This is a genomic window from Desulfonema magnum, assembly GCF_017377395.1.
Lineage (GTDB): Bacteria > Desulfobacterota > Desulfobacteria > Desulfobacterales > 4be13 > Desulfonema_C > Desulfonema_C magnum.
This window is the reverse complement of sequence record NZ_CP061800.1, coordinates 3,076,236-3,090,054: the sequence shown is the minus strand read 5'-3', so window position 1 is coordinate 3,090,054 and position 13,819 is coordinate 3,076,236. Positions and strand designations below refer to the sequence as shown.

Genomic DNA, 13,819 nt, shown 5'->3' with positions numbered 1-13,819 from the left:
CGGTCCTGAAAAAAAAGTTTTATATTCGTAGTCTCTTAAAAGAGCTGACATTTTGTTGTGCAGGTGACCGGCCGGTCATGTTTATATCGGGCTCGCGGCGCCATTTTTTCACCGACCTTAAAATGTGAAGTGCTTCAGTTTTATTTACATCAGGCTGTTATTATCCTTTCCTGTTAAAAAACGGATTCGGTATATTCTTCATATTCTTTACAGTTTTCAATTTATTTTAAGGTTATTCTCTGTTAAGCGGAAGCAACCAGGTCATATCCTAACTGTGCGGCCTGTTTTTTTAGTCTGTTTATCTTTTTTTCCTGATTTTTGCCGGAAAGATATCCTTTACCCAGATCCTCAAAAGATTCTCCGTATTTTATTATATGATAAATTCCCTTTGCTATGCTGTGAGCAACTGCGACAACAGCTTTTTTGGCTCCGCGCCGATATTTTATACGATAATATTTGTCCTTATAATATGAGTCCCTCTTCTTAATGGCAGACCATGCAATTTCAACCATGACTGTTTTAAAGGGATGATTTCGGACCGGGGACCTGCCGCTTTTACGCTTGCCGGCACTTTCATTATTTCCGGGACAAAGTCCTGCCCAGGAACAGAAAGCAGCCTCATTTCCGAATTCTTCCAGTGTGAATCCTATATGACTGAGCACTGACTGACCGGCCACTGTGTTAATCCCGTATACTTCGTCCAGACGATCCAAAACTTCCTGATGAGGCCTCATAAGCCTGGCAAGACGGGCAGTTACGGATTTAATATTCCGCTCCGTTGCCTCAATTGTATCCATAAGCAGTTTTAACTGAAAACGATGGTGATCTTCAAAAAAACCCTGAATACTGCGATGAAGTTCCGCACTTTTGGAACCGAGACTTCCTTTCGCACATTTTTCAATATTTTCAAGGCTTAAATCCGCATCTTCGTCACAAAGGAGACTGATCAGGTTACGTCCTGTCACTCCGAACAGATCGGTCACCACAGAACTGATTTTGATATTGGCGGTCTCGAACAGTTTATGAACACGCCTCTTGTAATCTCCGAGAGTCTGTGTGTAATTTTTCCGAAGCGTTGTCAGGTCACGCCATTGTCTCACTTCCTTTGCCGGAATAAAACTGCCTTTCACAAGCCCGTGGCGAAGGAGATTGGCAAGCCATCTGCTGTCCTCGGTATCCGTCTTTCTGCCGGGAACATTTTTTATATGGCGCGCATTTACCAGGACAACATCCAGATGTCCTTCAAGGATATTGTGAACCGGACGCCAATACACACTTGTACTTTCCATTGCAACTGTCGGACAATTATTGTCGGTCAGCCAGTCCCTTAAAAGGAAAAGGCTGTCTGTAAAAGTCGGGAATTCCCTCACTTCATATTGCGGCGAGCCAAGGGGATTCAGAGTAATAAGACATGCTGAAATAATATTCTTGTGAACGTCCAGTCCGCAACAAACGGGATGCATTACTGAAATAATCGGGGTGTCTGATTTTTTAGTCATAACCGTCCTTCCTGTTATAATTGTTGATAAATATTTATTCTGAGAGTAGTTATGACATTTTGAACCAAAAATCAAAAGTTTCATCCTTTGTTGTGTCCGCAGGACATGGGAGTTTATATGAAAGTGTGTTAGGTGTTAGGTGTTAAGTGTTAGGAAAAAATTACAAAAATTTTATTGTTCTTTGTGACCGGCAGTTCATGCCCGTTTATATGAAAGTGTCAGGTGTCAGGTGTTAAGTGTTAAGTGTCAGGAAAAAATGCAAAACTTTCATACTTCGTTGTGACCGGCAGCTCATGTCCGTTTATATGAAAATCCCCTCTTCTTATCGGAAATCCTTGTGTTATGACAAAATTTTATAAATTGAAAATTCCCAATTTTCATGGCCCTGACAAAAAAAGGGCTGTAGGAAATATTATCCCACAGCCCCTTTAAATAAAAAAAGACCGTGGGCTTCAGAGCGACCATGGTCTTTTATTTAATATTTATAAACTGTTATTGTCAGTTTCAGACAATAACAAACCAAATGGCACACCCCTCCCTCTCGCTTTTCCGCCACCAGCGCCAAAAACCATGTTGCATATTCAGGTGTGTCATTTGAAAATTCATGCTTATCCTTACTTAATTATAATTTACCATTTCACATATCAAACCCTGTCCTGCGTTGTCAAGATATTTCTCATCGCAGGAGACTGATGGAAATTATTTTTACCGTTGTTGTTCGCACGGTCTTCTGTTTTTTAACTTCAAGATAGGACAACGGATATTGATAATGAACATTTTTCATCAGAATCAGTCATATTTTAGCGTGAAAATAAATTTTGAAAACCCGGGGTTTTTATCTGAAAACATTTTCATAAGCGGGGGTGAAAAACCCGGCTTTTTCATGTGCGTTTATCTCTTATTTATCATTACCGTGAAAATAAATTTTGAAAAGCCGGGTTTTTTATCTGAGAACATTTTCATAAGCGGGGATGAAAAACCCGGCTTTTTCATGAGTATTTATTTTCTTTACAACTTCATATATAATTTATTATAAAAATTTCGCGGCATGAATGAAGCGTCGCGGAATCCGACATGCCCTGACAGGCATTAAGAAAAAATTATCCGGAGTGCCAAACATTATTTTTTTAAAAACGATAAGTGCAAAGCACGGAGAGGCACTTTTTCCGGGAAAAAGCCGGTTTTTTTTGTTCTCCCGCACACATGCCGGAAATTTGACTTTCATACTTTAAGGATGTCTGACATGATCAGAAACAGTGAAAAATTAAACACCGTATATCTCCAAGTCAGGATTAACCTCATGTTTTTAATTCTGGCAGTTGCTCTGGAAGGTGCCATGGTAGTTTATTGGATGATGGTATTGGAACCTCAGGTGATGGAAAAAGTGAGTATCACTGCAAACCGCATGGCACAGTCCCAGGCGCTTTTTTTAGCTGACGCGCTGAACGCTGTGAAAGGGGACGTTCAGAACGCCCAGGTCATAAAAGCGTTGGATAAAATGCTTATCTTAAAAGACCCTGACACTGGCAACCTTTTTACCGTGGGCGTGGAGGTAAAGGTCAACTGTGATGCGGCAATCATGTCCTGTGAAGGCGGGGAGGTAAATCTGAACAGGGGAAACAGCAGCTGTGATGAGTGTTTTGTCACTGAAATTCCGCTTTATTCCGAAAGCCGCGAAGAACCGATGGGAATTGCCAGACTGCACAACAGCAATGAATTCTTCCGGTATTTTAAAAACGGGGTGAAATCCATGTTTTTCGCGGGAGCAGGCGTCGGGCTTGCGCTCCTGATACTGACCTGTTTTGCCCTGAACGGCATGATTGCCAAGATAAAAAAAGCTGAGAAAGAACTACGGGAGAAACAGGCTCAGTTGGTCCACACCGGTCGTCTTACAGCCATGGGGGAAATGGCTACAGGGATCGCCCATGAGATCAATCAGCCGCTGTCAATTATTCGTATCGCGGCAGACGGCCTGAACGCCTATTTTAAACGAAAAGACCCCGGAATCATGGAACATGAAGCTGTGGAGTCTGTTATCGGACAGGTGAATCGTGCATCCGCTATTATCAATAATATGCGCTCCTTTGTGCGTATCAGCTCTGATATTCCGAGACTCTCGGACCTTGTCCCGCCTGTGAATGCTGCCCTGTCTTTCTTCAAAGAGCAGTTCAGAATTCACCGAATCGCCTTAACCCTTTCTTTGCCTGATAATCTGCCCAGCGTGAGAGTCAATCCGCAAAAATTTGAACAAATCGTTGTAAACCTCCTTTCCAATGCCCGCTATGCCGTGGATAAAAAGGGCGAAATTTCAGGAAAAGAATATCAAAAGAAAGTGGCAGTGCGTCTCAGGCATGAGCCTGAAGACGAGACTGTTGTTTTCGAAGTCGAAGATAATGGTATCGGAATGACTCCGGAAGTCCGAGATCGCTGTATGGAACCTTTTTACACCACCAAAGAGGTGGGAGAAGGCACAGGAATCGGACTCTCCATAGTGAACGGCTTTGTGAGAGAATTTAAAATGGCTATTGAGACAGAAAGTGCCGGAGGCAAGGGGAGCGTGTTTCGCATAAGGATTAAAACTGAGAATTCGGAAATAAAAAGTGAAACATGAAGATTCACAGCCGTGCGAAAATCATTTTTCGCAAAGATTCCGAAAAATGATTTTCACTCGATGACCAAGCTTTTTTTGTCATTCCTGCGAAAGCAGGAATCCATTTTTAGCCGGTGCCACGATTTCGGGAACCGTGGATTCCTGTTTTCACAGGAATGACAGGTTTTTTGTTTGAACCAGGTCAAAAAAACTTGATTATCGAGTTTCAGCGTCCTGATTTTCATAACTCATTCCGGGAGATCAGAGTCCCGGTATAATTTGCGCCTTCCCCGGCTCCGGAAAACAGAAGCCTGATCGCGGCGGTACTTAAATTATATGAAAAAATGAATACAAAAGGAACCATTTTTCTGGTTGATGATGAACCGGAATTAATCAAATATTTGAAATGGCAGCTTGAAGCACGTTCTTACACGGTCCGTGCGGCCCAGTGCGGTGAAGATGCTCTGGATATGCTGCAAGGATGCAAAGCTGATGTTCTCATTGCGGATATACGGATGCCGGGCCTGGATGGTATTGAGCTTATGCAGAAGGCCATAGAACATCATCCGGACATTCAGTGCGTTGTTATCACCGGGCACGGAGATGTTGAGACAGCAATTGAGGCCATGAGACTCGGGGCAATCAATTATCTGCGAAAGCCTGTGAGTGTTGATGAATTGGATGTGGCAATTGAAAAAGGAATGGAAAAACTCCGACTGATTCATCAGGTCAGAGAGAAACAGGAAAAACTTGAGAGGGCAAATGAGGAACTGACCCGAGAAAAGGAAAAACTTAAAGCGGCAAACAAAGAACTGAAAAAATACCGCCATCATCTTGAAGAATTGCTTGAAGAGGAAATTGTCCGTCGTGAAAAAGCGGAGCATGATCTTTCGAATCTCAAAATACGGGAAGCTCTGGTTGAGATAATGGGTCTTTCTCTGCGTTACTGGGAGCAGACAACAGGAAAAACAAAAGTGGATATGGCGGAGGAAAGTAAAATATGGACGGTGTCCATGGATAAAAGCGGTCCCAGAACCCGGACCCTGGATAAATATCTAAAAGTCAGCAAACTCCCTGACAATATTCGCAGCAGGAATGTCCTGAATACGGGATATTTTGTTTTAAAGAACTGTCCTCCTGATGATCCTGAAATGAAAAAACTATTGGAAGCAAAGATAAATCAGCTTGAGGCAATGCTCAGAAAATTTGATTGAAATGAAGTATATTCCCTGATAAGTATCAGCCCATAAGTTTTTTGATATCTGCCCGGAAAAGAAACTCGGGCTTTTACCGGGATGATGCCCTCTTTCGCAGGAAAAATCCGGGTTTCTCCGCCGTTCGCAGGAAAAGATATATAAAAACGTTTGCTCAGGTACTTATATTTTTCAAAATACCTTTTTTCACTCGATGATCAAGTTTTTGACCCGATTCGAATAAAAAGCCTGTCATTCCTGCGAAAGCAGGAATCCGTTTTTGGCTGATGCAGTAATTCCGGGAGCAGTGGATTTCGGCTTTTGCAGAAATAACAGAAAAAAAACTTGATTATCGTTTTTCAGAAACAAAATGAATGAACCACTGCTGACAACAAGGCGGCTTGACACTCCTGTGACGCCCGCTTCTTTTGATGACAAAACCAGGTCAGTAAAGGTTATTGCCGCAACTGAAAGACCGATCCTCAGACATGATCCGGAATATGATATCTTTATTAATATGATAAGCCTTGTCAGCGGTGTCCGGCTGCCGCCATCAGGACAGGTTCCTTTGTTGGATTCCCATAATTGGACAAGTGTTTCAAGTGTGTTGGGAAGTGTTCGGAATTTCGAGGTCAGAGACCAGATGCTGGTGTGTGACGTGTTTTTTTCCGGAACTGCTGATGGCAGAGAAGCTGCACAAAAGGTCAGAGAGGGACATCTCACAGATTTTTCTGTGAGTTTTGAATGGGTTTTGAAAGATTCATATGTGATTCCCGAAGGAAAAACAGAAAATGTAAACGGGCAGACTGTCCCGGGACCCACCAGAATCATCAAGGTTTGGTATTTGCTTGAACTTTCCATAACTCCCATCGGAGCCAACGAGGATGCAAAGCCTGTATTTTCTCCGGAACCTCAGCAAGAGAGAAGACAGATTGCGGATATTTTGTTCTTTACTTTTACAGCTTATATTCTTATTTTTTTTTTGTTGAAAGCAATATTCTGATGTTTAAGGAATGAGCATGAAATAATATGCCCATTTTGATTTTTATATGTTAAAAAATTGCGTAATCCTGTAAAGTGTATTTCAAAATCACTTTATCAAAAGGAGATTATTATGCAACCCTATTCCTTAGAAGTAGAAGAAATCATGCGGCGATACTATGAGAGTCTGAATGAAAAAGACCGCCGGCGATATGCCGGTATTGAAGCTTTGAAATTGGGACATGGCGGACAAAATTATATTGCCAAAGTCTTGGGTTGCAGCAGGCGGACTGTGCGCAAAGGAGCGATCGAAGTAAGCGGCCTGCCCGGACACATCGTAGCAAAACAAATTGGAAAATCTCCTGCTGAATCTTCTGAAATACGTAAAAAAGGTGGCGGACGCAAACAGTATCTGACTGAGCACCCTGAAATAGACGAGCAGTTTTTGAATGTGGTGCGTGAGCATACAGCAGGAGATCCGATGGATGAAAAGGTACGATGGACAAATCTGAGGGAGTGGGAAATCGCGGAGGCTCTGGAAAAAAAATACGGAGTAAAAGTGAGTCGTAACATTGTCCGTCAATTGCTCAAAAAGCATGACTATCGGTTGCGTTCACTACCGTACACTTTTTATAATAATCTGATTTTATTTTATAAATTGTATGTGACACAGGTTCCGTTTATGATTGATGACTAGAGAGTCGGATTGAACATTTGAAAGGCAACCGGAACAGGTATGTCGTAATTTAAAAAATATTCCAACAGGCTCAGACCTAATTGAAAGAGACTCAGATCACATCGGTCGGCACGGTGAATAATTCTGTCCCAGCCCTGTTCCGTTGCCAGTGTTCCCAGGAACACAATCCAGATGTAGGCAAGACACGCTCCGATCATAAGGCGGCGCAACCGGTCAGGGTCGGAAATATGACTTTTATGAATATTAAACCCCCGGCTTTTCTGGTCGGAAAAAAATGTTTCGATACGAAACCGTTTGGAATAATATTGGCAGGCTTCCCAGGGCGATCTCATATTCGTAACCAGATATATCGGTTCCTTATTTCCTTTCGCCCACCAGACGACAACCGTCACCGGTCCGTATTTTTTATTTGTGAACAAAACATTGCGTATGTACCGATAGCTGTCCGGAACCGTGAACACACCGAGAACATTAAGACGATGCTCCTCTCCGTCCCAAAAAATTTTGGTATTATATGCCGTTCGGCACACATACAGCCATCCCCGTTCGGCCAGATTTTTTTGCAAACCGACACCGTCGAACTCTCCGTCACCAAGAAAAATAACCTTCTGCGCGGATTCCGGTATCACGTTGGCAACCTCCCCGACCAGTCCGACATGGCTTTCTTCCGGGAAATGACCTTTCTTACCTCTGACCACCGTGTAAGCAAGGGGCAGGGCACGTTTTTTATAAATCACACTGATCATCAGGGTTACGCATCCCCGGCCGACCGTGCTTCCGTCCATTGCCAGCACAATTTCGGAAAGTCCCAGACTGATCAGCAGCGCCTGTGCGAACGGCAGAAAAAATGTTTCAGATTCAATGCTGTCATTGGAAATCCAACGTTTTATACGCTTTTCCACACTCGCCGGCGCGGCGTTCTCATCCGGAACTTTGCCTGCAATTTTCGGAAGCTGGCAGCTCCCGCTCCCCGTGATGCCGCTGATTATCGCGGCCAGCGTGTTCAGGCGCCGGGCCTCGTTTCCCTTCGGCTGTTTCGGATACATATTGTCCAAAGCCTTTCTGATCTCACGATATCTGTTCACATTGTCGCTCATGACAGCCTCCCTGTTATCTGTTATTTTCTGAAAGCTGTCATACCATTATTATATTTTTCTGTTAAGATTTTTTTGTGTCATAATCTCAGATGAGTAATATTTACTCAGAAAAAACAGCCGATGGTGAATCTTAAAAAAATTTAAAAAACAAACAGTTATTTAAATTTCAAACCAACTATGGTCGTCTTTATATAATAATTAAAAATAGTTAAAAAAAGTGTACGGTAGTGAATCGGTTGCGTAAAGCTCAGAAACGCAAACCTATGAAAAAAAACGTACCAGATCGCGACGCTCAGTTTGACAATATTTTGAAACTCAGATCAGAATACCGGAAGGCCGGTAATCCCGTTATCAGCATGGATACCAAGAAAAAAGAATATCTTGGAAATTTTTACAGGAAAGGCCGACTATATACGCTGGAGGAATTGCAAGTTTTCGATCATGATTTTACAAGTTTTGCCGAAGGTGTCATAATTCCGCATTGTTTTTATGACCTGCGACTCAATATCGGGTATGTTCAGGTGGGAACAAGTCATGATACCAGTGAATTTGCCTGTGACAGTTTCCGTCATTGGTGGTATGGTTACGGTTGCCGAATATATCCAAATGCCACGTCAGTTTTGATATTGTGCGATGGTGGCGGCAGCAACAGTTCCCGACATTACCTTTTCAAACAAGATTTACAAATTCTGGCGGATGAAATCGGGATTGAAATCCGAATCGCTCATTACCCGCCCTATTGTTCCAAATTTAATCCGATCGAACATCGCCTGTTTCCTCATATTACTCGTGCGTGTCAGGGAGTAATCTTTTCAAGTTTGGAGGTGGTGACTGATCTGATAGCCAAAACACATACCAAAAAAGGTTTAAAAGTCTTTGTCCATGTTATTGATAAAGTCTATGAAACCGGTCGAAAAGTTGCTGAAACTTTTAAATCAGAAATGCGAATTGTATTCGACAAAATTTTACCCAAATGGAATTATCGTGCAATTCCAATAAATTAAAATGGGAAAGTTATTTAATACCGATTCCTAAAAGCCCCGTAGGGGCGGCATGTTTGTAGACCTTCGGAAGACCCATCCTTAAAAGCCCCGTAGGGGCGGCATGTTTGTAGCCTTCCAAGTGCATTTCCACATTCAGAAGAAGCTTTATGGCATCATTTTTTAAGAGATTCTGCCTCACCTGCTCAAAATCTTTGCGAATTGCATTGCAAAACAATGGGTTGGGATTTTTCAGAAATCGCCTCGCTCCCCTTGTTGAGTTATTCTTTGAAAACACGTCCTGACAGCATGATACAACACCGCTTGCCATACCTATATTTCAATCATTTCAGGGAATTCGGGAACCAGCAGAGACGCTGATATTTCCCCTTTCCGGTGATCATGGAATTTCATTTTTCCGTTTTTTTCACACAGCCAGAACTCCCTTGCGCCTTTCTCAAAGTATAATCTTTTCTTGTGAAATAATTCTTCCCGGGTATTACTCTCTGATACAATCTCCACGCAGATTTCAGGTGCGACCGGACTTTCGAACTCGTCTTTCACCTGTTCCCAGCGCTCCTGGGAAAACCAAGCCACGTCCGCAACTTTGGTCCCGTGTTTTGTTCTGACAGCACATTCAACCACAATTTTTCCGTGATGCTGAAGCCGTTTAATAAGGTAACTGATCTCACTCTGAAAGGCACCGTGATAAAGTTTTGCCGGACTCATAATAATCTGTCCCTGTTGGTTTAATTCGATCTTAAACGGCAGATTCTGCAAATTCGGATAGGAGCATATTTCTTGCCAGTTCATGATGTTTTTCCTGTTTTTTATTGATTCACACTTGCTTTTTTTGCATTCTGGTACTCGATGACAATATCGTTCGGCATGATTTTTGCATAGCCGGACGGAAATGCCCGGCATTTCCGCATTTTGGAGAAATTGTTTCCGAAAAACGCCCGGCGGACATTTCGGGATTTCAGTTTCCCGGATATATGAATTCAGTTAGTTACAAATGTATGCAAAAATCGTGCCGAACGGTATTGACTCGATGATAAAGTTTTTTTCTGTCATTCCTGCGAAAGCAGGAATCCACTGCATCCGGAGTCACCCGATAATTCAAATTATTTATCATTCCTGCGAAAGCAGGAATGACAAAGGGACTGACCGAATCGGATCAAAAAAACCTGATCATCGAGTGATAATATCCGTGTCTTTTATCCGTCGGCGCAATCCATGCCTCCGTATCTGTAAAATATTGCATTGGCAGCTCCGTATGGGCGGCATATTTGTAGTATATAGTATCTATCATCCCATTATTCGGTTATTTCTTTATCCTTAAATATCAATATATTGTAATAATAAGCCGCAATATCAATAAGTTGGTGTAACAAATTGATATTAAGGAATAAAAAACCTTTTTACCAGTGCTAAAAGAACCGAATTACTATATGAGTAATATAGTTAGTAAATATGTAATAGATATACATATCAAATAGTTATTTTAAGTGTCTGATATTACGGGTTAATATTGATAACTATTTGATATTGTTTTATATAAAATTAATAAAAGTCCATTTTTATTAACCGAATAATGGGTATCATTCAATTCAATCAAACAAATATTTTAATCATACGATACATCAAATTTTTCTAACAATTCAATATATTCATCTTTGAACGACCATCCTGGTGTTTTTTCTGAGCTACTACAGCAACTTGTAAATTCGTCCCCCCCTGTTCGGGGAATAACCCCTTTAAATTATTAAGAGCCAGAGGAGGGACGTGGGGTGATGAAAATGTTTCCAAGGCTCTGAAAAAGCTGATCCCGTTTTTGTTCCCCTCATTTTTTAACTGCCTGATTTTTAAGTCATAAAAAATTTTCGGAATAAAAATGGGATCGCAATTGTCAGCCCGGTTTGTGACATTTTCATCACCCCAGGAGGGACGGATTTCCAAGTAGCCCCCCCGGAAGAACCATATTTACAGCCCCGTAGGGGCGGCATGTTTGTAGCCCTTTGTAGCATACAGCATTTATCATTCAATCCAATCAAACAAATATTTCTCATCATACTCTATCTCAAATTTTTTCAGCAATTCGATATATTCTTCTCTGAATGACCGTTTTTCATGGTGTTTTTTCTGATTGAGAATGTAGTTGGCAACTCTGTCTATGTGGGACCGGGAATATGAGAAAGCACCGTAACCTTCCTGCCAATGAAATTTTCCCAGTATCCATTTTTTCTCATTGATGAAACGGGATGAATTTGATTTTATTGCGGAAACAAAGTCCCCTATCTCCATTGACCTGTTGATTCCGACAAACACATGCACATGATCGGGCATTCCGCCGACTGCCAGGAGCTTCTGCCCTTTGTTCTTCGTGATTCCGGTGATGTATTTGTACAGTTCCTCCTCGTTCTTCTGATGAATCAGATTCTGCCTTCCCTGCACGGCAAAAACGTAGTGCAGATAGGCCTGTATGTATGAATTTGCCATTTTAATTTTATCCTTTGCTTTGTTACAAATATGCCGCCCCTACGGGGCTTGGATGGTATTTTTTGCCGATTATTCTACAAATATGCCGCCCCTACAGGGCTTGGACGGTGTTTTTTGCCGATTATTCTACTGGAAAAACCATATTCACAGGCATATTTGTAACATATAGCATTTATCAATCAATCTAATCAAACAAATATTTTTCATCATACAATACATCAAATTTTTCTAATAATTCAATATATTCACTTTTGGATGACCGTTTTTCATGGTGTTTTTTTCTGATTCTACAAATATGTCGCCCCTACGGGGCTTGGATGGTTTATATCCCGTTATTCTACAAATATGCCGCCCCTACGGGGCTTGGATGGTTTATATCCCGTTATTCTACAAATATGCCGCCCCTACGGGGCTTGGATGGTTTATATCCCGTTATTCTACAAATATGCCGCCCCTACGGGGCTTGGATGGTTTATATGCGCTTATTCTACAAATATGCCGCCCCTACGGGGCTTGGACGGGGTATCTGCGCTATTCTACAAATATGCCGCCTCTACGGGGCTTGGACGGGGTATCTGCGCTATTCTACAAATATGCCGCCTCTACGGGGCTTGGACGGGGTATCTGCGCTATTCTACAAATATGCCGCCTCTACGGGGCTTGGACGGGGTATCTGCGCTATTCTACAAATATGCCGCCCCTACGGGGCTTGGGCGGGGTATCTGCGCTATTCTACAAATATGCCGCCCCTACGGGGCTTGGACGGGGTATCTGCGCTTATTTACAAATATGCCGCCCCTACGGGGCTTGGGCGGTTTATCTGCGCTTATTCTACAAATATGCCGCCTCTACGGGGCTTGGATGGTTTATCTGTCATTATTCTTAGGAGGATTCGGGGAGATGTCTGCGATGATTCTTTCTGTTGGGGTTTCCGGGCCGTGCTTGGAAAAATTATTTTCAAGTGCTTTTCAATTTTTTAAACCGGTCTTATTCTTCGCCAGCAAAGCATCAAAATATTTAATGGTGCGTCTCAGACCCTCTTCCAGGGGAATTTCAGGCTCCCATCCCAGTTTCTCTTTTGCAAGGCGGATATCGGGCTGCCGCTGTTTCGGGTCGTCCGATGGCAATGAACTGAACACAATTTCCGAACAGGAGCCTGTCAGACGGATAATATTTTCTGCCAGTTCAAGAATTGTAAATTCCCGGGGATTTCCTAAATTGACCGGACCGGTAAAATCATCCGGAGAATTCATAAACCGGATAAGGACATCATAGTTCATCCCAAACTTCCTTCCAGTGTCTGACTCTGCCTGAACGGATGTCATCCAGGCCCCGTCGTACCAGTTTCAAAAACTCCGGCGACTTTGAGAGCAGTTCTGTATCGCTGAAATTTCCGCTTTCCTCCAAGGCGGAAAGAATTCTCTCATATTCTTCTATCGGAAGGATGACTGCTGTCGGGTTGCCTTTTTTATCAAAAACATACTGTTCTCCGAGTATATCGTTCATCTGTCTCTCCTTATATCTGTATATCTGTGATATCTCCCGAATCTCTGATACGAACCTATACTTCAAAGACTTTCTTATCTCCAGATACCTTATCTTTATCTTTCATTTTATCCGTGCCTGCGTCCTTCTTTTCGGAAGCTTTCTCCTTGCTTGTTTTTTCCTCCGGCTCTCCGATGGTGATCCGGTCTTTGTTTATTTCAAAGTTCTTAGGACCGATTCCGCTGAATTTTGTTATGTTTCCGGGCGTTCTGAACGGGCCGTATTTCTTCTGATGTTTGATGATTCGTTCGGCAAGAGATACAAATTTATTCTCAGTCATGATCAGAGCCGGCGGAAGAACCATTTTTACAGCCCCGCAGGGGCGTCATCTTTGTAGCATATAGCATTTATTATTCAATCCAATCAAACAAATTTTTTTAACAATTCAATATATTCATCTTTGAATGACCGTTTTTCATGGTGTTTTTTCTGATTCTACAAATATGCCGCCCCTACGGGGCTAAAAATATGCTGTCCGACGGGCTACAAACATATCGCCCCCTACGGGGCTTCAAACACGCTGTCCGATTAGCCCCGTAGGGGCGACGGCGACATATTTGTAGCTCGTCGGGGGAACCATGTTTGTAGCCCCGTAGGGGCGGCATGTTTGTAGCTCGTCAGGGAGACCATGTTTTTAGCCCCGTAGGGGCGGCATGTTTGTAGCCCCCGGAAGCCCCATATTTACAGCCCCGTAGGGGCGGCATGTTTGTAGCCCCCCGGGGAGACCATGCTTACAGC

At 42.6% G+C, this 13,819-nt stretch carries 13 protein-coding genes; 5 read left to right on the top strand and 8 right to left on the bottom strand.

Features of this window, described 5'->3' with window-relative positions:
- Nucleotides 1-242 precede the first annotated feature (242 nt).
- Complete coding sequence (locus dnm_RS12250) at nucleotides 243-1,499, bottom strand: IS110 family RNA-guided transposase (protein ID WP_207677974.1); 1,257 nt, start codon at nucleotides 1,497-1,499, stop codon at nucleotides 243-245.
- Between the two features lie 1,243 nt (nucleotides 1,500-2,742).
- Between dnm_RS12250 and dnm_RS12245 the strand changes: the two genes are divergently transcribed.
- The 4 genes from dnm_RS12245 (at nucleotide 2,743) to dnm_RS12230 (ending at nucleotide 6,960) form a co-directional block, all read left to right on the top strand.
- On the top strand, nucleotides 2,743-4,110 hold the full coding sequence (locus tag dnm_RS12245; RefSeq protein WP_207682933.1) for a sensor histidine kinase: 1,368 nt from the start codon (nucleotides 2,743-2,745) through the stop codon (nucleotides 4,108-4,110).
- Between the two features lie 323 nt (nucleotides 4,111-4,433).
- Nucleotides 4,434-5,303, top strand: coding sequence for a response regulator (locus tag dnm_RS12240; RefSeq protein ID WP_207682932.1), 870 nt, complete (start codon nucleotides 4,434-4,436; stop codon nucleotides 5,301-5,303).
- Nucleotides 5,304-5,652: 349 nt separating this feature from the next.
- Entirely contained in the window at nucleotides 5,653-6,285 is a 633-nt protein-coding gene (locus dnm_RS12235; RefSeq protein WP_207682931.1) for an HK97 family phage prohead protease, read from the top strand.
- 111 nt (nucleotides 6,286-6,396) lie between these two features.
- Nucleotides 6,397-6,960, top strand: coding sequence for an ISAzo13-like element transposase-related protein (locus dnm_RS12230; RefSeq protein WP_207682930.1), 564 nt, complete (start codon nucleotides 6,397-6,399; stop codon nucleotides 6,958-6,960).
- Here the strand turns inward: dnm_RS12230 and dnm_RS12225 are convergent.
- Nucleotides 6,957-8,057, bottom strand: coding sequence for a transposase (locus dnm_RS12225; protein ID WP_207677902.1), 1,101 nt, complete (start codon nucleotides 8,055-8,057; stop codon nucleotides 6,957-6,959). The two genes, dnm_RS12230 and dnm_RS12225, sit on opposite strands and share 4 nt — an antisense overlap.
- A 227-nt stretch (nucleotides 8,058-8,284) precedes the next feature.
- Between dnm_RS12225 and dnm_RS12220 the strand changes: the two genes are divergently transcribed.
- Nucleotides 8,285-9,061: an ISAzo13 family transposase gene (locus dnm_RS12220; RefSeq protein ID WP_276571881.1), complete on the top strand. Its 777-nt coding sequence runs from the start codon at nucleotides 8,285-8,287 to the stop codon at nucleotides 9,059-9,061.
- A gap of 10 nt (nucleotides 9,062-9,071) precedes the next feature.
- On the opposite strand, the gene dnm_RS12215 is transcribed toward dnm_RS12220, so the two are convergent.
- The 6 genes from dnm_RS12215 to dnm_RS12190 all read right to left on the bottom strand — a co-directional run bounded on the left by dnm_RS12215 (nucleotide 9,072) and on the right by dnm_RS12190 (nucleotide 13,385).
- Entirely contained in the window at nucleotides 9,072-9,368 is a 297-nt protein-coding gene (locus dnm_RS12215) for a hypothetical protein (protein WP_207682928.1), read from the bottom strand.
- A gap of 2 nt (nucleotides 9,369-9,370) precedes the next feature.
- Nucleotides 9,371-9,850, bottom strand: coding sequence for a Uma2 family endonuclease (locus tag dnm_RS12210; RefSeq protein ID WP_207682927.1), 480 nt, complete (start codon nucleotides 9,848-9,850; stop codon nucleotides 9,371-9,373).
- A 1,224-nt stretch (nucleotides 9,851-11,074) separates the two neighbouring features.
- Nucleotides 11,075-11,536, bottom strand: coding sequence for an IS200/IS605 family transposase (tnpA, locus tag dnm_RS12205; RefSeq protein WP_207682926.1), 462 nt, complete (start codon nucleotides 11,534-11,536; stop codon nucleotides 11,075-11,077).
- Between the two features lie 968 nt (nucleotides 11,537-12,504).
- Nucleotides 12,505-12,816, bottom strand: coding sequence for a Rossmann-fold NAD(P)-binding domain-containing protein (locus dnm_RS12200; RefSeq protein WP_207682925.1), 312 nt, complete (start codon nucleotides 12,814-12,816; stop codon nucleotides 12,505-12,507).
- Nucleotides 12,806-13,042: a RelB antitoxin-like protein gene (locus dnm_RS12195; RefSeq protein WP_207682924.1), complete on the bottom strand. Its 237-nt coding sequence runs from the start codon at nucleotides 13,040-13,042 to the stop codon at nucleotides 12,806-12,808. The genes dnm_RS12200 and dnm_RS12195 overlap by 11 nt, the downstream gene beginning before the upstream one ends.
- A gap of 55 nt (nucleotides 13,043-13,097) precedes the next feature.
- The gene (locus dnm_RS12190; RefSeq protein ID WP_207682923.1) at nucleotides 13,098-13,385 is read right to left on the bottom strand and encodes a ComEA family DNA-binding protein; all 288 of its coding nucleotides are present in this window, start codon (nucleotides 13,383-13,385) and stop codon (nucleotides 13,098-13,100) included.
- Nucleotides 13,386-13,819: the final 434 nt, after the last annotated feature.

Bases quoted from the DNA above. Each gene is read 5' to 3' on its own strand.
- dnm_RS12250 (WP_207677974.1), bottom strand. From the start codon at position 1,499: ATGACTAAAAAATCAGACACCCCGATTATTTCAGTAATGCATCCCGTT.
- dnm_RS12245 (WP_207682933.1), top strand. From the start codon at position 2,743: ATGATCAGAAACAGTGAAAAATTAAACACCGTATATCTCCAAGTCAGG.
- dnm_RS12240 (WP_207682932.1), top strand. From the start codon at position 4,434: ATGAATACAAAAGGAACCATTTTTCTGGTTGATGATGAACCGGAATTA.
- dnm_RS12235 (WP_207682931.1), top strand. From the start codon at position 5,653: ATGAATGAACCACTGCTGACAACAAGGCGGCTTGACACTCCTGTGACG.
- dnm_RS12230 (WP_207682930.1), top strand. From the start codon at position 6,397: ATGCAACCCTATTCCTTAGAAGTAGAAGAAATCATGCGGCGATACTAT.
- dnm_RS12225 (WP_207677902.1), bottom strand. From the start codon at position 8,057: ATGAGCGACAATGTGAACAGATATCGTGAGATCAGAAAGGCTTTGGAC.
- dnm_RS12215 (WP_207682928.1), bottom strand. From the start codon at position 9,368: ATGGCAAGCGGTGTTGTATCATGCTGTCAGGACGTGTTTTCAAAGAAT.
- dnm_RS12210 (WP_207682927.1), bottom strand. From the start codon at position 9,850: ATGAACTGGCAAGAAATATGCTCCTATCCGAATTTGCAGAATCTGCCG.
- tnpA (WP_207682926.1), bottom strand. From the start codon at position 11,536: ATGGCAAATTCATACATACAGGCCTATCTGCACTACGTTTTTGCCGTG.
- dnm_RS12200 (WP_207682925.1), bottom strand. From the start codon at position 12,816: ATGAACTATGATGTCCTTATCCGGTTTATGAATTCTCCGGATGATTTT.
- dnm_RS12195 (WP_207682924.1), bottom strand. From the start codon at position 13,042: ATGAACGATATACTCGGAGAACAGTATGTTTTTGATAAAAAAGGCAAC.
- dnm_RS12190 (WP_207682923.1), bottom strand. From the start codon at position 13,385: ATGGTTCTTCCGCCGGCTCTGATCATGACTGAGAATAAATTTGTATCT.